15 protein-coding genes are annotated in these 18,457 nt (G+C 69.6%); 12 read left to right on the top strand and 3 right to left on the bottom strand.

Features of this window, described 5'->3' with window-relative positions; all coding sequences use genetic code 11:
* Positions 1-129 precede the first annotated feature (129 nt).
* From livH to ACFIMZ_RS22745, 4 genes are read left to right on the top strand one after another with little or no spacing between them, the layout of a single operon-like run.
* A complete protein-coding gene (gene livH, locus ACFIMZ_RS22730) occupies positions 130-1,056 on the top strand; it encodes a high-affinity branched-chain amino acid ABC transporter permease LivH (RefSeq protein ID WP_431824559.1) in 927 nt (308 codons plus the stop codon).
* Between the two features lie 11 nt (positions 1,057-1,067).
* Complete coding sequence (locus ACFIMZ_RS22735; protein WP_431824560.1) at positions 1,068-2,339, top strand: high-affinity branched-chain amino acid ABC transporter permease LivM; 1,272 nt, start codon at positions 1,068-1,070, stop codon at positions 2,337-2,339.
* A complete protein-coding gene (gene livG, locus ACFIMZ_RS22740; RefSeq protein WP_431824561.1) occupies positions 2,336-3,109 on the top strand; it encodes a high-affinity branched-chain amino acid ABC transporter ATP-binding protein LivG in 774 nt (257 codons plus the stop codon). The genes ACFIMZ_RS22735 and livG overlap by 4 nt, the downstream gene beginning before the upstream one ends.
* Entirely contained in the window at positions 3,109-3,810 is a 702-nt protein-coding gene (locus tag ACFIMZ_RS22745; protein ID WP_431824562.1) for an ABC transporter ATP-binding protein, read from the top strand. Before livG ends, ACFIMZ_RS22745 begins: the two co-directional genes overlap by 1 nt.
* Positions 3,811-3,897: 87 nt before the next feature.
* Here ACFIMZ_RS22745 and ACFIMZ_RS22750 read toward each other — a convergent pair whose 3' ends face one another.
* On the bottom strand, positions 3,898-5,199 hold the full coding sequence (locus ACFIMZ_RS22750) for an aspartate aminotransferase family protein (RefSeq protein WP_431824563.1): 1,302 nt from the start codon (positions 5,197-5,199) through the stop codon (positions 3,898-3,900).
* A 78-nt stretch (positions 5,200-5,277) separates the two neighbouring features.
* Between ACFIMZ_RS22750 and ACFIMZ_RS22755 the strand changes: the two genes are divergently transcribed.
* From ACFIMZ_RS22755 to ACFIMZ_RS22790, 8 genes are all read left to right on the top strand, one after another.
* Positions 5,278-6,162: a LysR family transcriptional regulator gene (locus ACFIMZ_RS22755; protein ID WP_431824564.1), complete on the top strand. Its 885-nt coding sequence runs from the start codon at positions 5,278-5,280 to the stop codon at positions 6,160-6,162.
* 196 nt (positions 6,163-6,358) lie between these two features.
* Entirely contained in the window at positions 6,359-7,300 is a 942-nt protein-coding gene (locus tag ACFIMZ_RS22760) for a helix-turn-helix transcriptional regulator (protein WP_431824565.1), read from the top strand.
* Positions 7,301-7,560: 260 nt separating this feature from the next.
* Positions 7,561-9,267 carry an ABC transporter ATP-binding protein gene (locus ACFIMZ_RS22765; RefSeq protein ID WP_431825341.1) on the top strand — a complete coding sequence of 569 codons (1,707 nt, stop codon included), beginning with the start codon at positions 7,561-7,563 and terminating at the stop codon, positions 9,265-9,267.
* Positions 9,264-11,021, top strand: coding sequence for an ABC transporter ATP-binding protein (locus ACFIMZ_RS22770; protein WP_431824566.1), 1,758 nt, complete (start codon positions 9,264-9,266; stop codon positions 11,019-11,021). The genes ACFIMZ_RS22765 and ACFIMZ_RS22770 overlap by 4 nt, the downstream gene beginning before the upstream one ends.
* Before the next feature lie 191 nt (positions 11,022-11,212).
* Positions 11,213-13,342 (top strand): TonB-dependent siderophore receptor, encoded by a 2,130-nt coding sequence (locus ACFIMZ_RS22775; RefSeq protein WP_431825342.1) that lies wholly within the window; start codon positions 11,213-11,215, stop codon positions 13,340-13,342.
* Positions 13,342-13,605 (top strand): hypothetical protein, encoded by a 264-nt coding sequence (locus ACFIMZ_RS22780; protein WP_431824567.1) that lies wholly within the window; start codon positions 13,342-13,344, stop codon positions 13,603-13,605. Before ACFIMZ_RS22775 ends, ACFIMZ_RS22780 begins: the two co-directional genes overlap by 1 nt.
* A 1-nt stretch (position 13,606) precedes the next feature.
* Positions 13,607-15,118 carry a PepSY-associated TM helix domain-containing protein gene (locus ACFIMZ_RS22785; protein ID WP_431824568.1) on the top strand — a complete coding sequence of 504 codons (1,512 nt, stop codon included), beginning with the start codon at positions 13,607-13,609 and terminating at the stop codon, positions 15,116-15,118.
* Positions 15,119-15,142: 24 nt separating this feature from the next.
* Positions 15,143-16,387: a RhtX/FptX family siderophore transporter gene (locus ACFIMZ_RS22790; RefSeq protein ID WP_431824569.1), complete on the top strand. Its 1,245-nt coding sequence runs from the start codon at positions 15,143-15,145 to the stop codon at positions 16,385-16,387.
* 272 nt (positions 16,388-16,659) lie between these two features.
* Here the strand turns inward: ACFIMZ_RS22790 and ACFIMZ_RS22795 are convergent, their stop codons facing one another.
* Positions 16,660-17,487, bottom strand: a complete 828-nt coding sequence (locus ACFIMZ_RS22795; RefSeq protein ID WP_431824570.1) for a hypothetical protein — start codon at positions 17,485-17,487, stop codon at positions 16,660-16,662.
* A 55-nt stretch (positions 17,488-17,542) separates the two neighbouring features.
* A complete protein-coding gene (locus ACFIMZ_RS22800) occupies positions 17,543-18,397 on the bottom strand; it encodes a LysR family transcriptional regulator (RefSeq protein ID WP_431824571.1) in 855 nt (284 codons plus the stop codon).
* Between the last annotated feature and the right edge of the window lie 60 nt (positions 18,398-18,457).

Below are 18,457 nucleotides of genomic sequence, written 5' to 3' on the forward strand. Positions count from 1 at the left end.
GCGGGGCGGGTGCGTATTTAACCGCGCGAGCGGCCATCGGGCGGCTCGTGACGACACCGTGCGTTGCCCGCAGCCCCGCCGTGATCCGGCGGCGGCGCCCGGCGCGGCGCTACCGGGAGCTTCCCGCACATGACTGATTTCTTTCCGCAATTCGCCCAGCAGCTGGTCAACGGCCTGACGCTGGGCGCGATCTATGCGCTGATCGCCATCGGCTACTCGATGGTCTACGGCATCATCGGCATGATCAACTTCGCCCACGGCGAGATCTACATGATCGGCGCTTACGTGGGCCTCGTGACCCTGACCGCGATCGGCGTGTCCGCCGGCTATCCGCTGCCGCTCGTGCTCGGCGCGGCGCTGATCGTCTCGGTGATCGTCACCGGGCTGTACGGCTTCGCGGTCGAGCGCGTCGCGTACCGGCCGCTGCGCGGCGGCCCGCGCCTCGTGCCGCTGATCTCCGCGATCGGCATGTCGATCTTCCTGCAGAACTACGTGCAGATCGGCCAGGGCGCGCGCGACGTGTCCGTGCCCGTGCTGATCTCCGGCGCGTTCGAGATCCACCTCGGCGGCGACTTCGACGTCACGGTGCCGTATGCGCGCCTCCTGATCGTCTGCGTGACGATCGCGCTGATGATCGCGCTCACGCTGTTCATCTCGCATTCGCGGATGGGCCGTGCGTGCCGCGCATGCGCCGAGGACATGAAGATGGCGAACCTGCTCGGCATCGACACGAACCGCGTGATCTCGTTCACGTTCGTGCTCGGCGCGATGCTCGCGGCCGTCGGCGGCGTGCTGATCGGCCTGACGATCGGCAAGCTGAACCCGTACATCGGCTTCGTCGCGGGCATCAAGGCGTTCACCGCCGCGGTGCTCGGCGGCATCGGCAGCATTCCGGGCGCGATGCTCGGCGGCGTGCTGCTCGGCCTCGCCGAAACGTTCGCAGCGGGCTACATGCCGGCCGAGTACAAGGACGTCGTCGCGTTCGGCCTGCTCGTGCTGATCCTGCTCTTCCGTCCGACCGGCCTGCTCGGCAAGTCGGACATCGAAAAGGTTTGAGGGAGGCGCAGATGAGCCAAGTCATTTCCGTCCGCCGGCCGGCTGCCGGCGTCTCGTTCGGCGACACGCTGAAGAACGCCGTGGCCGCCGCGCTCCTGACGGCGATCCTCACGGTGCCCGTGCTCGGCCTGCAACTGAAGCTCGACGGCTACCAGGTGGTGCTCGAGCCGCACTGGCGCCCCGTGTGGATCGCGGTCGCGGCCGTGTTCCTGTTCCAGCTGTTCAAGCCGTGGCTCACGCGCGCGAAAGCCGCGGTCACGCTGCCGGCGCTGCCCGCGATGGGCGCGCAGCAGCAGCGCGTGATCGTCTGGGCGCTGCTCGCGGTCGGCCTCGTGTGGCCGTTCTTCGGGTCGCGCGGCGCGGTCGACGTCGCGACGCTCGCGCTGATCTACGTGATCCTCGGCCTCGGGCTGAACATCGTCGTCGGTTTCGCGGGGCTGCTCGACCTCGGCTACGTCGGCTTCTACGCGGTCGGCGGCTATACCTACGCGATGCTCAACCAGTACTTCGGGCTCACGTTCTGGGAGTGCCTGCCGCTCGCCGCGATCGCATCGGCGACGTTCGGCTTCCTGCTCGGCTTCCCGGTGCTGCGGCTGCGCGGCGACTATCTCGCGATCGTCACGCTCGGCTTCGGCGAGATCATCCGCCTGCTCGCGAACAACCTGACGAGCCTCACCGGCGGGCCGGACGGCATCTCGAGCATTCCGAAGCCGACCGTGTTCGGCTTCGAGATGGCGCGCTCGGCGAGCGTCGAAGGCGCGAAGACCTTCCACGAGCTGATCGGTCTCGAGTACAGCGGCGAGCACATGGTGATCTTCCTGTACCTGCTCGCGCTGCTGCTGGTCGGCTTCACGCTGTTCGTGACGAGCCGCCTGATCCGCATGCCGATGGGCCGTGCGTGGGAAGCGCTGCGCGACGACGAGATCGCGTGCCGCTCGCTGGGCCTGAACCCGACCCGCATCAAGCTGTCGGCGTTCACGCTCGGCGCGGCGTTCGCGGGCATCGGCGGCGCGTTCTTCGCGGCGCGCCAGGGCCTCGTGAACCCGGAATCGTTCACCTTCATCGAATCGGCGCTGATCCTCGCGATCGTCGTGCTCGGCGGGATGGGCTCGCAGCTCGGCGTGATCCTCGCGGCGATCCTGCTGACCGTGCTGCCGGAAGTCGCGCGCGGTTTTGCCGAGTACCGGATGCTGATCTTCGGCCTGGTGATGGTGTTGATGATGATGTGGCGTCCGCAGGGCCTGTTGCCCGCGAGCCGTCCCCACGTGGAGCTGCCGCAATGAGCGCGAACGCAGAACTGTTGAAGGTCGCCGGGCTGCAGATGCGCTTCGGCGGGCTGCTCGCCGTCGACGGCATCGATTTCGACGTGCGCCGCGACGAGGTGTTCGCGATCATCGGGCCGAACGGCGCGGGCAAGACCACCGTGTTCAACTGCGTCGGCGGGTTCTACAAGCCGACCGGGGGCGAGGTCGTGCTCGACGGGCACCGGATCGCCGGGCTCGCGAGCCACCAGATCGCGCTGAAGGGGCTCGTGCGGACGTTCCAGAACATCCGCCTGTTCAAGTCGCTGACGGTCGTCGAGAACCTGCTCGTCGCGCAGCACCGCAAGGTGAAGTCGGGCCTGCTGCACGGCCTGTTCGCGACGCCGGCCTACCGGCGCGCGGAGAAGGAAGCGCTCGAACGCGCGGCCGTGTGGCTCGAGCGGATGAACCTGACGTCGGTCGCCAACCGGCCGGCGGGCACGCTGTCGTACGGCCACCAGCGCCGCCTCGAGATCGCGCGCTGCATGATCACCGAGCCGCGCCTGTTGATGCTCGACGAGCCGGCGGCCGGCCTCAACCCGCAGGAGAAGATCGAGCTGCAGCACCTGATCGACCGGCTGCGCCGCGAGTTCGGCGTATCGGTGCTGCTGATCGAGCACGACATGAGCCTCGTGATGGGCGTGTCGGACCGCATCCTCGTGATGGAGCACGGCCGGCCGATCGTGATCGGCTCGCCGGAGGCGGTCCGCAACGATCCGCGGGTGATCAAGGCGTATCTGGGGGAAGAGTGATGCTGAAGCTGGAACAGGTCCATACGCACTACGGCGCGGTCGAGGCGCTCGCGGGCGTGTCGATCGAAGTGAACAAGGGCGAGATCGTCACGCTGATCGGCAGCAACGGCGCCGGCAAGACGACGCTGATGATGACCGTGTGCGGCACGCCGCGCGCGTCGTCGGGCCGCGTGCTGTTCGAAGGCAAGGACATCACCGGGATGTCGACGCACCAGATCATGCGGCAGGGGATGGCGATCTCGCCGGAAGGGCGGCGCGTGTTCCCGAGCCTCACGGTGCTCGAGAACCTGAAGATGGGCGGGTTCTTCGCGAGCCGCGACGAGATCGACGCGGGCGTCGACCACGTGTATCGCCTCTTTCCGCGCCTGAAGGAGCGCGCGTCGCAGCGCGCGGGCACGATGTCGGGCGGCGAGCAGCAGATGCTCGCGATCGGCCGCGCGCTGATGAGCAAGCCGCGCCTGCTGCTGCTCGACGAGCCGACGCTCGGCCTCGCGCCGCTCGTGATCGCGCAGATCTTCGACATCATCCGGATGATCCGCGACGAGGGCGTGACGGTGTTCCTCGTCGAGCAGAACGCGAACAAGGCGCTGCACGTTGCCGATCGCGGGTACGTACTGGAGACGGGGCGGGTCGTGCTCGCGGATACCGGCGCGAACCTGCTCGCGAACGACCGGATCAAGCAGGCTTATCTGGGCGGGTGACGGAGGATGCCGCCGGCCCGTGGCGGGCCGGCGGCATGTCGCGTGCCGGGGTTTCGCGGCACGGCAACGGGCATTGCCCCTGCGCGGCTACAGCGAACGCTGAATGGCCTCTTCCAGCAACGACAGGCCGAGGTCGATCTCGTCCTCGCGAACGGTCAGCGGCGGCGCGATCCGGAACACGCCGCCCATGCCGGGCAACTGCACGATGTTCATGCTGAGCCCGAGCTTCATGCACTCGCGGGTGATCCTTGCCCCCAGTCCATCCGCCGGCTCCTTCGAGCGGCGGTCCCTGACGATCTCGACGCCGAGCAGCAGCCCGCGTCCACGCACGTCGCCGATGCAGTCGAAGCGTTCCATCAGGTCGAGCAGGCCGCGCTTCAGACGCTCGCCGATCACGTTCGCGCGCGCGACGAGCCCGTCGCGCTGAACCACATCCAGCACCCGCAGGCCGACCGCGGCGGGCAGCGGATCGGACACGTGCGTCGTGTAGAACAGGTAGCCGAGCTCGTGCGCGCGTTCCTCGATCTGCGCGGACGTCACGACGGCCGCGAGCGGCAGGCCGGCGCCCAGCGTCTTCGACAGCGTGAGGATGTCGGGCGTGACGCCGTCGCGCTGGCACGCGAACATCGTGCCCGTGCGGCCGACCCCGGTCTGCGCCTCGTCGAGGATCAGCAGCATGCCGCGCGCCTCGCACTTGCGCTTGAGGGCCGCCATGTAGCCTTCCGGGAGCTCGATGATCCCGCCGGAGCTGAGGATCGGCTCCGCGATGAACGCGGCGAGGTTGCCGCTGGACTGGCGATCGATGAGATCGAACGCATAGTCGAGTTCCGCGAAGCAATCGTAGGTGCCGTTGCGCTCGAACCTCGGCCGGTACGTGAACGGGGCCGGGATCGCGAACGAGCCGACGGCGGCGGGGCCGACGCCTTTGCGGCCGGCACTGTAGGTGGCCGAAGCCGCGGCGCCCGTCATGCCGTGCCACGACTGGGCGAAGCCGACGATTTCGTATTTGCCGGTGACGAGCTTCGCCATCCGGATCGCCGCTTCGTTCGACTCCGCGCCGGTGCTGAGCAACAGCGCGCGATCGAACCCGGCGGGCGTGATGTCGGCCAGCCGGGTCGCGAGGTCGACGACCGGTCGCGACAGCATGCCGCTGAACAGATGGTCCAGCTTGCCGGCGTACTCGCTGATGACCGAGACGATCTCCGGATGGCAGTGCCCCAGCACCGCGCTCATCTGCCCCGACGTGAAATCGAGGATCGCGCGGCCGTCCGCATCGTAGACGAAGCTGCCCTGCGCGCGCTCGATGATCATCGGCTCGAACGTGCCGCCATAGCGGATCAGGTGCTGCCTGGCGTTGCGCCAGAAGGTTGCGTCGTCGCTCAGGGACATCGTGCTTCTCCTGGCAGGGGGGCGGGGGTGTCTTGCAGTCTAGGCGGACCTCTGCTTTTATAGAAACGAATAGTTCTTATGCAAGGTAGAAAAGGGGCTAATACCTTGGGTCTGTCGCTCGATATCGATCTCCTGCGCTCGTTCGTCGTCATCGCCGAGGTGCGCGCGCTCAGCCGTGCGGCCGCCCGGGTCGGCCGGACCCAGTCCGCGCTGAGCCAGCAGATGAGACGGCTCGAGGAAATCGTCGACCAGCCGCTGTTCCAGCGCACGGGCCGCGGCGTGGTGCTGACGCATCCCGGCGAGCGCCTGCTGATCCACGCGCAACGCATGCTGCGGCTGCACGACGAGGCGATGGCCGATCTGTGCGGCAAGGGGTTGTCGGGGAGCATTCGTTTCGGCTGTCCGGACGATTACGCCGCCGCATTCCTTCCGGCGCTGCTGCGCCGGTTTGCGAGCGAGCATCCGCATGCGCTCGTGGAAGTCGTATGCAGTCCTACACCCCGGCTGCTCGAACAGCTCGACAAGCGTGCGGTCGACCTCGCGATGATCTCGCTGCCGGACGGCAGCTCGGGCGACGACATCATTCGCCGCGAGCAACTGGTCTGGATCGGTTACCCGGGGCTGGAGTCCGCGCATTTCGAGCCGTTGCCGCTGGCGCTCTCCGATCCGGATACGCTCGATCACCTCGCGGCCTGCGACGCGCTGCGGCGCGCCGGCAGGGATTACCGGATCGCGTATGCGAGCAGCAGCCTGGCGGGGCTGACCGCGCTGGTTCGTTCGGGGCAGGCGTTCGCCGTGATGACGCAGACGGCCGTGCCGGCGGATCTCGCGATCCTCAACGGCGATCCGGGGCTGCCGCCTTTGCCCGCGGTCGGCATTACGCTGAAATTCGACCGGAAGCGGCCGTCGCATCTGACGGCGGCGTTCGCGGAGCATATCCGGTTCATGCTGCCGCTGCTGTGACGCGCGCGGCTCGGCTGTCCCGGCAAGTTGTCAGAAAATGTAAATGAGAGGTATTATCAATTGCAAAGGCCGCCGCAATGGCGCCTTTTTTTGATATCGCGGCCTTTTCAGTCGATCGGGCACATGCAGTGCGGCGACTGCCAGACCCGGTCCGATAACCGCCCCGTGCGCCGGCTGCCAACCAACGGACCCTCCGATGACCTCGAACTCCTTCGTTTCGCCACGACGCCCCCCAGCAGGGGGCATGCCCGGCAATCACCCGGGCGTGATGCACATCGACGCCGGCCTGAAACTCGTGAGCGGGACCCTGTGCCCGGACAGTCGCGACTGGTACGAGGAGCCGCTGGAAATAGGTCTGAAGCTCGTGCTCGTGCAGAGCGGGCAAGTCCGCTGCCGGGTGCCGGGCCAGCCGGAGCAGCACATCGAGGGGCCCGGACTGTGCGTGATCGCCAACGATGGCGACTTCACGACGCAGCAGGCCTACGGCCGGGACGCGCCGCTGCGCTACACGATCGTGCAGCTCGGTCTCGACGCGCTCGATCGCAACCTGAGCCTGCTGCCCGACAAGCTGCTCGCGCCGCCGGGCGGCGATCCGCGGATCGTCAGTTGCCCGGCGTCGAAGGCGCTGCAGGCGCTCGCCGTGCAGATCGCGACGTGCCCGTTCGAGGGCGCGGTGCGCGAGTACTACCTGAAGGCGAAGGCGTTCGAGCTGACCGCGTTGAGCGCGCAACTGCTGACGACGCAGCGGCAGTCCGCGCCGGCCGACGTGCGCGTCACGTCGTCGGACGTCGAGCGCGTCTACGCGGCGAGCGACATCCTGACGCGCGATCTCCAGCAGCCGCCGACGCTCGACGCGCTCGCGAGCCGCGTCGGGATGAACCCGCGCAAGCTGACGGCGGGTTTCCGCAAGGTGTTCGGCACGAGCGTTCATGCGTATCTGCAGGAGTACCGGCTGCGGACCGCGCACGCGATGCTGTGCGCGGAGGACGTGAACGTGTCGACCGTCGCCTACCGGGTCGGCTACAGTCCCGCGCATTTTTCGATTGCGTTTCGCAAGCGCTACGCCATTTCGCCGAGCGACATCCGGACATCGCCGAACGCGCACGACGACGTCGAGCGGACGCGCACCGCAATCTAAACAAACTCACCGGCAATCTAAAGCAATCGATCCGGCTCATGGCGTTCAATGAGATAGATTCTCGTTGACAGGCCGCCGCCCTCAAGCGGACCGGCCCGCGAACGATCCATGCAAGGCGTGCCCATGAGCCAGACCGCCGTCGATTCCATCACCGAACTTTTCGCGTCCACTCCTTCTTCTCCGTCCGTTCCCGTTCGCTCGCAGCTTGCGGCGCTCGACGCATGGCGGGAGCGTGCCGCGTGACGACGCCATTGTTCCGGATGTTGCGCCCGTTCGCGGCGCCGCTCGCGGCCGCGGTCGCGCTGCAGGCGCTGGCGGGCATCGCATCGCTCGTCCCGTGGCTCGCGCTCGGCCGGATCGCCGACGGCTGGCGCCTGCATGCGAGTCTCGACGGCGCCGGGCGCGACTGGCTGGCGGCGGCGGCCGCGGCCGGCGCGTTCTGGCTCGGCGGCCAGACGGTCGCGTTGCACCTGACGCACCGGGTCGACGCCGATCTGTGCGACCGGCTGCGCAAGCGCCTGGCCGATCATCTGCAACGGCTGCCGCTCGGCTGGTTCGTGCGCGCGGGCGGCGATCGCGTCGCGCGCTATGTCGACCAGGACGTGCGCGCACTGCATCAGCTCGTCGCGCATGCGCCGACCGACCTCACGCAATTGATCGTCGTGCCGTGCGCGGCGCTCGCGTGCCTGCTGGTTCTGAATTCGGCGCTGCTCGGGTTTGCGCTGGCGCCGCTCGTCGTCGGCGCGGCGCTGTTTCGCTGGATGCGTTCGGCGCGGTTCGCGCCGGCGTTCACGGACCGCAACGCCGCGCTCGAACAGTTGATGGGCGATTACGCGCAGCTCGCGCAGAACCCGGCGCTCGTGCGTCAGTATCCGGGCGCCGGCATCGAGGCGACCGCGCTCGGTTCCGTCGAGCGCTTCGCGCACGCGTTTTCGGCATGGGTCGGCCGCATCGGCGGGCCGGGTGCGTGCACGCAGGTGCTGCTCGGTACGCCGTTCCTGCTCGCATGGGTCGTGCTGGGCGCGACGTGGCTCACGGCCGGTCGGCTGCCGATCGGCGACCTGTGCGCGTTCACGCTGTTGATCTGGGCCGTTGCCGCGCCGGTGCGCGCGCTCGGCCACGGCGCGGACGCGCTGCGCGAGGCGCGCGCGGCCGCCGGGCGGCTCGATGCGCTGCTCGCGCTGCCGGGCCTGCCGGAGCCGGCCGACGGCGACGCGACGCGGCTGCCGCGCGACGCGTCGGTCGCGATACGCGGCGTCGGCGTCGAGATCGACGGCGCGCCGATTCTGCACGACATCGACGCGACGCTCGCGGCCGGGACGACCACCGCGATCGTCGGGCCGTCGGGCGCCGGCAAGAGCACGCTGCTGACGCTGCTTGCCCGCTTCATGGATCCGGACCGCGGGGCCGTGCTGCTGGGCGGCGTCGACGTGCGCGCGCTGTCGCAGCGCGCGCTGCGCGGCCGGGTCTCGATGGTGTTCCAGCAGGCGGCCGCGCTCGACGTGTCGATCGCGGCGAACCTCGCGCTCTACCGGCCCGCCGCGAGCCGCGACGAGATCCGCGCGGCCGCGCGCGCCGCGTGCCTGGCCGAGCGCATCGACGCGCTGCCGGGCGGCTACGACTGCGTGTACGGCCGCGACGTGCAGTTCTCCGGCGGCGAGCTGCAGCGGCTCGCGATCGCGCGCGCGCTGTTGTCGGAGGCGCCGCTGCTGCTGCTCGACGAGCCGGTGTCCGCGCTCGACCCGCAGACCCGGCGCGCGCTGCGCAACGCGCTGCGCGGCGACACGCGCACGCGCGTGATCGTCAGCCACGATCTCGATGCGATCCGGCACGCGGACCAGATCCTCGTGATGGATCGCGGCCGCATCGTCGAGCGCGGCACGCACGCGGCCTTGCTCGCCGCGCGCGGCCTGTATGCGCGGCTATGGGACGAGCGCGGCGACGCGGACCAGGAGGCCGCGCAATGACGACCTTGCCGAAGCGCTTGCGGTGCCTGCCCGCTGAAACGCGGCGCGCCCTCTGTCGCGGCGTCGGCTGGGCGCTCGCCGCCGCATTGCTCGACGGCGCATGCGGCGTGCTGCTCGTGCCGCTGATCCGCGCATGGTTTTCCGGCGCGGCCGCCGCCGCGCTGCACTGGGCAATCGCGCTGGGCGCGCTGACGCTGTGCCATGCGCTCGTGCTGTACGCCGCGCAGCTTCGGGGCTACCGCGCGGGCGGCGCGCTCGCCGCCGGGCTGGTCGAGCGCCTGGTGCGGCACCTGCCGCGCGTCGCATCGTGGCAAACCGTCCGCGACAGCCATCCGGCCGGCCTGCTGCGCGGCCCCGTGCTGCAGGCGATGGGCATTCCCGCGCATCTGCTCGGGCCGTTGATCGGCGCGGTCGCCACGCCGCTGGCGGTCGTCGCGGGGCTCGCGTGCATCGACTGGCGCATCGCACTGTGCCTCGCCGCGGCGGCCGCGCTGCTGTTTGCGCTGCTCGAGCGGGGCGGCGCGCGCACGCTCGCGCTCGAAGCGGCGCGCGCGGCCGGCGATCGGGACGTGGCCGCGCAACTGCAGGTATTCGCCGCGCATCAGGGGCTGCTGCGTTTCGCGGACCAGGATGGCGACGCGCGCGCGGCGCTGCAGCGGGCGCTCGACGAACGGCATCGCAGCGCGCGCGCGCTGATGCGGCGCTCGCTGCCGATCGAGCTCGGCTTCGCTGGCGCGGTGCAGGCGGTATTCGTCGCGATGCTGGCCGGCGGCGCGTGGGCGGTCGCGCACGAACGGCTCGATGCCGCCACCGCGGTCGCGGTGCTCGTGCTGCTGGTGCGCTTCATCGAGCCCCTGGCGCAGCTCACGCAGCTCGATCAGGCGCTGCGTGGCGGATGGCGCGCGCTCGACGCGGTGCTTGGGGTGCTGGATGCGTCGCGCTTCGAGAGCCCCGAGCACGGCCTGCAGGTGCAGGACGCGAGCGTCGAAGCCATCCGGGTCGGCTGCCGGTCGGCCACCGGGGCGGCGTTGCTCGACGGCGTCGACCTGCACTGCCCGGCAGGCGGCTTCGTCGCGATCGTCGGGCCCACGGGCGCGGGCAAGAGCACGCTGCTCGGCTTGCTCGGGCGGCTCGCCGATCCGTCCGAAGGGTGCGTGCGTCTCGGCCGCGCCGACGTTCGGCGCTTGAGCGAAACGACGCTTGCCGCGGCACGCCACATCGCGTTCCAGGACAACGGCCTGTTTCGCGGCAGCCTCGCATGGAATTTGCGAATGAGCTGTCCGGAGGCGACCGACGCCGAACTGCGCGCCGCGCTGCAGGCGGTCGGGCTGGCGCGCGACGTCGAGCGCCTGCCGCACGGGCTCGAAACGGACGTGGGGCCGGGCGGCCAGTTGCTGTCGGGCGGGCAGCGTCAACGTGCGTGCCTCGCACGCGGGCTGCTCGCGAAGGCGCCGGTCCTGCTGCTCGACGAGCCGACCGCGAGTCTCGACGTGCTGAGCGCGCGGCGCGTGCGGGACAGCCTTGTCGCGATGCGCGGACGGCGCACGCGCATCGTCGTCACGCACCAGCCTGCGCTCGCGCGCGAGGCCGACGCGATCGTCGTGCTCGACGCGGGGCGTGTACGGGCGACGGGCACGCATGCGCAGCTCGTCGCGACCGACGCGTGGTATGCGACGTTCGCCCGGGGCGGGCGAGAGCACGCGGCGTCGCCGCGCGTCGATGCCGATGCCCACCGGTCCGCGCTCGAGCAATGACGACCGGCGTACCGGAAATCGATAGAAAAAGACCCTCGATCGAAAATTCGCTGACCCGTTCCAATTGATAATGAGAACGATTATCAAGTGCGGGGGCATTCATGCAGTACGAGGGGCTGGAACCTGACAGAACGCGGCGGTCGGCCGCGCGCTTCGGACGCGGGCGCTGGCGCCCGTCGTTGTATCTGGGCATGCTGATCGCGGCCCATCCGGCGGCGGCGTTCGCCGACACACCGGTGAAGAACGACGCGCCGCGCAATGCGGACGTGCGCAAGCAGGCCGCCGCCGGGCCTGACGGCGGCGAGCTGAAGGCTATTTCGGTGAGCGCGTCGAAGGAGGCGGCCGACGATCCTGCGATCGCGACGATCGGCAGGATGCCGCTTGCGCTGCGGGAGATTCCGCAGTCGGTGAGCGTGACGACGCGCGAGCGGATCGACGAGCAGAACCTGTTCAGCCTCGACGAGGTGATGCAGCAGTCGGCCGGCGTGACGGTGCAGCCGTACGTGCTGCTGACCACCGCGTATTTCGTGCGCGGCTTCAAGGTCGATTCGTTCGAGCTCGACGGCGTGCCGGTCGTGCTCGGCGACCTGGCGAGCGCGCCGCAGGACATGTCGGTCTACGAGCGGGTGGAGATCCTGCGCGGCGCGAACGGCCTGCTGCACGGCTCGGGCAATCCGGCCGCGACCGTCAACCTCGTGCGCAAGCGGCCGCAATACCGGTTCGCCGCGCACGCGACAGCAAGCGTCGGCAGCTGGGACCGCTATCGCGCGGAAGCCGACATCGGCGGGCCGCTCAATCCGTCCGCGACGGTGCGCGGGCGGCTCGTCGCCGCTTACGAGGATCGCCACTTCTTCTACGATCACGCGAAGCAGAATACGCGCTCGATCTACGGCGTGACCGAAATCGACGTGACGCGCGACACGCTGCTCACGCTCGGCGCGCAGTATCAGTCGGTCACGTCGGTGCCCGACATGTCCGGCGTGCCGATGGCGCGCGACGGCTCGAGCCTCGGCCTGCCGCGCTCGACCTTCCTCGATACCGCATGGGGCCGTTTCGACTGGGACACGACGCGCGCGTTCGGCTCGGTCGAGCAGAAGCTCGGCGGCGACTGGAAGGCGAAGCTGAGCGGCGAATATCAGGGCGTGCGCTCGGATCTTCGCTATGCCGGCTCGTTCGGCGCGATCGACCCGGCGACGGGCGCGGGCGGCATGCTGACGGGCAATGCGTACAAGTTCAGCAGCTACAGCCGCAGCATCGACGCGAACGTGCAGGGCCCGGTGCGCGCATTCGGGCTCACGCACGAACTGCTGTTCGGCCTGACCTACGCGAACAGCAGCAGCGGGCAAATGACGGCGCCGCTGCTGGGCAACGTGGACGGCACGCCGGTGAACGTGTACCGCTGGGATCCGAACAGCGTGCCCGAGCCGGGCATCGGGCCGTACCGGCAGTCGCAGCAGACCGACATCTCGCAAAAGGGCGTCTACGGGCTCGGCCGCATCAAGCTCGCGCAGCCCGTCACGCTCGTGCTGGGCGGACGCCTGAGCTGGTGGAACCAGGACAGCCTCGGCGCGCACTACAACACCGGCCGCCAGTTCACGCCCTACGGCGGGCTGATCTGGGACTTCGCGCGCGACTGGTCGTGGTATGCGAGCTATGCGGAAGTGTTCCAGCCGCAGAGCAAGCCCACGTGGGACGGCGGCATCCTGACGCCGGTGAAGGGGCGAACCTACGAGACCGGCATCAAGGGCGAACTGGCGGGCGGCAAGCTGAACGTGTCGCTCGCGGCATTCCGGATCGATCTCGACAACAACCCGCAGGTCGACGCGGCCCACCCGTGCGCCGGGCAGAGCTGCTACTACGTCAATGGCGGGAGCGTGCGCAGCCAGGGCTTCGAATTCGAGGCGAACGGTCGCATCACGCCGTGGTGGAGCGTGTGGGCGAGCTATACGTTCGACACGATGCGCTATGCGCAGAACCTCGCGAATGCCGGCGCCTTTGCGCCGCTGCTGAATCCGCGCCATCTGTTGCGCTTGTGGACGAACTACGACCTGCCGTGGCAGGAGCGCCGCTGGAGCATCGGCGGCGGCGTGCAGGCGCAGAGCGATTTCACGGCGGTGTCGAACGGCGTCACGATGCGTCAGGGCGGCTACATGCTGGCGAGCTTGCGGCTCGGCTATCGCTACGACAAGCACTGGAGCGCGGCGCTCAACGTCAACAACCTGTTCGATCGCACGTATTACCAGAGCCTCAGCCAGCTCGGCTGGAACAACCGCTACGGCGAGCCGCGCAACGTGATGCTGACGGTGCGGGGGCAGTTCTGATGGCGGGCGGCTGGTTCGCGCGAACGGCCATCGCGGTCGGCGGGACGGCGCTCGGCGCGGGCGGGCTCGCGGTGACGCTGGCCCGTCACTATCCGGCCGACGGACTGAACCGGCTCTATGCGGCGGTGCTGGTGACGCTCGCTGCTAGCGTCGGGATGCTGCTGTGGGCGCTCGTCGCGCCCGGCTGGCGGCAGGCCGCGTGGCGCTCGCTCGCGTGGCTCGCAGTGCTCGCGCCGTGCGCGTGGTGCTGGGGAGGGCGCTGACATGGACGCATCGTTGCGGTCGCGCTGGCGCGAACTGCATCGCGGGGCGGGCGCACTGTTTGGCGTGGTGCTGTTCGTCGTGCTGTTCAGCGGCGTCTGGAGCCTTGCGCACGAATCGATGCGAGGCTGGTGGCTGCCGCCGTCGCTCGCCGTCGCCGGGCCGTCGTTGCCGCTCGACGCGCTCGCCGCGCGCGCGGCGTCGCTCGGCTTTCCGCTGCGCGACGCGCGCATCCTGCTGCCGCATCCGGCCGATCCGGCGATCGCGTTCTGCTCGGCGCGCCAGGTCTGCGCGCTGGCGCTGAATCCGGCGACGGGCGCGCTGCTTGACGGGGCCGAACGGGGCGCGCTGCTCGTCACGCTGCACAAGACGCTGTTTGCCGGCTTTCCCGGCCGGATCTTCGTGAGCCTGTGGGGCCTCGTGCTGCTGGTGCTGATCGTCGCGGGTCTCGTCGCGCATCGGCGCCGCTGGCCGGACGCGGCGCGGATCAGGCGCGGCAAGGAGTTGCGCATCGCGCTGTTCGACCTGCACGGATGGATCGGCCTGTGGGGCGCGCCGTGGCTCGTGCTGTTCGCGTTCACCGGCGCGTTGTCCGGGCTCGGCGCGCTCGGCACCGTGTCGCTCGCGCCTGTCGTGTACCCGGGACAGCCGCAGCGCGCGTTCGCGGATCTGGCCGGCAGGCCGCTGCCGGCCGCGGCAGGCGTGCCGTGGCGGCGCGCACCCGACCTCGACGCGCTGCTCCGGCGCGACGCCGCGCGCACGCCGGGTTTTCGGCCCGAAGCCGTCGTGCTGCATCACTGGGGCGACGTAAACGCGAGCGTCGAGCTGGCCGGCACGACGACGGGGCTGCCGAGCACCGCGCTGTTCGAGCGCCACCTTTATCGTGCGGCCGACGGGCAGCGGCTCGGCGGCGCCACGTCGCGCGGCCGCGGCTTCTGGCTGCGCGCGTTCATCGCCGTGCAGCCGCTGCACTTTGCGCGATACGACTGGACCGGCCTTGCGGGCGGCGCGCTGCGCGCGCTTCATTTCCTGATGGGACTCGGCGCCTGCGCGCTGTGCGCGACGGGGCTTCATTTGTGGATCGAGCGCAGGCAGGCGCAAGGCGACCGTTCGGCGCGCGCACTGGCGGCGCTCGGCGTCGGCGTGTGCGGCGGACTCGTGCTGGCGGGCGGCGCGCTGCTGTTCGTCGGGCGCGCGTTGCCGCCCGGCGCGCGGGTCGACCATGCGCTCGCCGCACTGTTCTGGGCGACCTGGGGCAGCGCGGCCGCGCTCGCGGCGTGCGCCGCGGATCGCGCGGCGCTGCTGCGCCGCCTGATGCGCGCGGCAGGCGGTGCGTATCTGCTCGCCGGCGCGACCCATCTGTCGATCGCGCTGCTCGGCGCGGGCGCACCTGTCTACTGGCACATCGACGTGTCGCTCGCCGCTTTCGGCGTGCTGCTGCTGCGCGCGGCGCGCCGCCCGAATCGCGCCACGTCGCGACCTGCCCGGCTGCCGGCCGGCGCGGAACCCTTTTAACGTCACATGCAACTGGAGACTTCGATGCGCGATCTGCTCGAACATCGCCGCCTGGTCGTCACGATCACGCTGCTTTATCTGTCGCAAGGCATTCCGATCGGCGTCGCGATGGACGCGATGCCGGCGCTGCTGCGCCACGACGGCGCGTCGCTGCACGCGCTCGCGTTCCTGCCGCTCGTCGGGCTGCCGTGGGTCGTGAAATTCCTGTGGGCGCCGTTCGTCGACAACCGCTGGTCGGCGCGAGTCGGCCGCCGCCGCAGCTGGATGCTGCCGATGCAAGGCATCGTCGTGCTGTGCCTCGCGATCCTCGCGCAGGTCGGGATGACGGTCTCGACGGCGGGCTGGGCGGTCGGCCTGCTCGCCGTCGCGTCGCTCGCGAGCGCCACGCAGGACATCGCGAACGACGGCATGGCCGCCGAACACTTCCACGGCGAGGCGCTCGCGAAGATCAACGCGATCCAGATCGCGAGCGTGATGATCGGCTTCTTCGGCGGCGGCGCCGGCTTGCTGACGCTGATCGGCCTGTTCGGTCAGCAGGCCGCGTTTCTCGTGCTGACGGCCGTGCCGCTCGCGAGCCTCGCATGCGTGCTGTGGCTGCTGCCGCGCGAAGCGGATCGCGCCCGCGCGAAATCCGGGCCGCGTGCGAGCCTCGCGCGTTTCGCGAGGCGGCCGTGGTCGCTGTCGCTGCTGTCGCTGGCCTTGCTGTCGGCGATGACCGCCGTGTCCGGTTTCGGACTGTCGAAGCTCTTCCTCAACGACGCCGGCTGGACGCTCGCCGCGATCGGGCGGCTTGGCATGGCGGGCGGCGTCGTGACCGTCGTGCTCGGCTGCGGCGGCGGCGCGTGGCTCGTCAGGCGGCTCGGCTTGTGGCGTGCGTTTACGGCCGGCGTGGGCTGCGCCGGCGCGGGCGCGTTGCTGTGGTTCGCGCAGGCGAACGGATGGCTGCCGACCGCACCGCAATGGGTGTGGCTGTGCACGGTACTCGGCTCGCTGTCGACGGGCGTCACGTCGGTGTCGATCATGACGGCCGGCATGCGCTTTGCGGGCGACGGCGATCAGGCAGGCACCGACGTCACCGCGGTGCAGAGCACGCGCGATCTTGGCGAGCTCATCGCGTCGTCGATGATGCTGACGCTGACCGCGAAGGTCGGCTATACGGGCGGGTTTCTCACCGGGGTCGCGCTGGCGGCCCTCGCTGCACTGATCGCGCTGCGGCTGCGGCGACAGGCGCCGGCGCGCGCCGGTTCCGCCGGCGACGCGCTTGCGTAGCGTTCGCACGCCTCGTCCATCCGGCGCGGGCGCGCGAACTGGCCTGGCCGCTCGAGCCGCGCCCGACGGCTTGCGCCGGAATCTCTCGCGATACTGCAGCGGCGTGACGCCAACGCGCTTCGCGAATACGGCCCTCATCCGGCAGGCAACGCGTGCCGACGCTGGTCGTCATTACGCGCCATCACGCGCTGTTGAAGGTCGCCGACCGGGCCTATCGCGTCGAGAGCGGCACGGTCCGCGAATTCGTTCCGCTGTCGTAAGCCGGACGCGCGTCAATCGCAGAGCATGTGCAGCGCCGCCGCATCGTCGCGCGATTTCATCTCGGGGTTGACGTAGTTTTCCTCGTGGTGTCGCAGCCGCGCAAACAACGCCGGAAGGCCGTTGCGCGACACGAAGTCGATGACGTCGCCCTGATCGACCAGACCGTAGTATTCCCACGCGCGCGATACGCCGTCGGTCCCCAGCAGCACCTGGCATGGCGCGGCGAAGGTCTGCCGCACATGAATGCCGTTCGCTGCGCTGTCGGGATTGAGCGTCAGCGCGGTCGTATTCCGGTTGTGCTGTTGCTCGATGCGGCGCTCGCGCTGACGCGCCAGTTGTGCGCCGGAGAATCCCGACCGCGGCCGCCATTGAATCCGCGACGCGGTCGACTGGAAACCGTTGACCGCAGGCGTCGGCTCGTCGGCGCGGCGCGCGCCGAACAATGCGAAGCAGTCCGCGTACTGGTGAATGTCCGCGACGACCCGATCGCCGGACCGTTGCAGCTCGACGATCGTGCACGCCGCGGCCGGATAGGCCCACAGCGGCGTATCCGGGGACAACGCCACATAGCGTTGCCGCAAATCCTCCAGCACCGGACGAAGACGGGCGGCGTCGAATTCCCGTTCGCCCAGCTCGCGGGCGAGGAACGCGGAGAGTTCCGCCGCGAACCAATGCGCATCGGAGCGATCGCCGAACGTGGTGAACGGATGGTCCGTCAGGAACGAAGCGCCGTCGATCGCCCATGCGTTGAAGCGGTCGCCGCGCTGTACGTGACCGAGGACATCTTCGGACGCGATGCACGCGCACGGGTCGGAAAGCGTGGAAAGAATTCGGTACATGTCGAGTGTCGGTATGCCGTCATGGAAGGGGCCCGCGCCGTGCAGCGCACAGGCGTCATGGGCCGATCCTGAAGGTGCTCTTCAGCACGTCGCGCAGATGCAGGGCGGCCCGGTTGCTGTCGTCCGTCAATACGTAGATCAGGTGCGGCGGAAGATCGGGCAGCGCGATTCCCGCGACGTTGTTCGTCAGGTTGCCCGACACGCGATCGCGCTCGATCAGGCCCACCGCGAGGCCGTTCGCGATGCAGGCTTCGACGGCGGGCGAGCTGGCGCTCTCGAGCAGCATCCGATGCGCGATCTTGTGCTTCTTCAGCACGGTCAGCGCCGTATCCCGGTACGGGCAGCCCGCCAACTGTACCGCGATCGGCAGCGGCGCACCGCGCTTGTACGTGAACGTGCGCGACGCCACCCAGACCGGATGGGTCTTGCCGAGCAGTTCGCCGTGCGGCGGCGCCTTCGGCAGCACGGCGATCGTGATGTCCAGCTGGCCGCGGGCGAACAGATGCTGCAATTCCTCGCTGGAGCGCGCTTCGACCGTCAGTTCGAGCAGGGGCCGGTCGGCGGCGAAACGCGGCAGGAAATCCGCCATGAAGTGTGCGGCGTACGAGTCGGGGATGCCGAGCCGCAATGTGCCCGTCAGCATCTGCGGAGACAGGGATTCGACGAGCCGGTCGTGGCTCGACAGGAAATCCGTGGTGTCCGCGAGCAGCTTCTGGCCGAACTGCGTCAGTTCGACCGACTGGTTGTTTCGCGTGAACAGCCGCTGCGCCACCATTTCTTCCAGCTTCTGAATCTGGGCGGTGACCGCGGATGGGCTGCGATTCACATAGACGGCGGCGTCCTTGAAGCGGCCGAGCTTCGCGACGGCATGGAACGTACGCAGCAGATCGACGTCGAGGGTGCGGGGCATGATTTCGAAACGATGAACGACTGATTCAGGTAATTTGGATTGACGGGATTATTGGGGCTC

This window comes from Burkholderia sp. F1 (assembly GCF_050813845.1).
Classification (GTDB): domain Bacteria; phylum Pseudomonadota; class Gammaproteobacteria; order Burkholderiales; family Burkholderiaceae; genus Burkholderia; species Burkholderia ubonensis.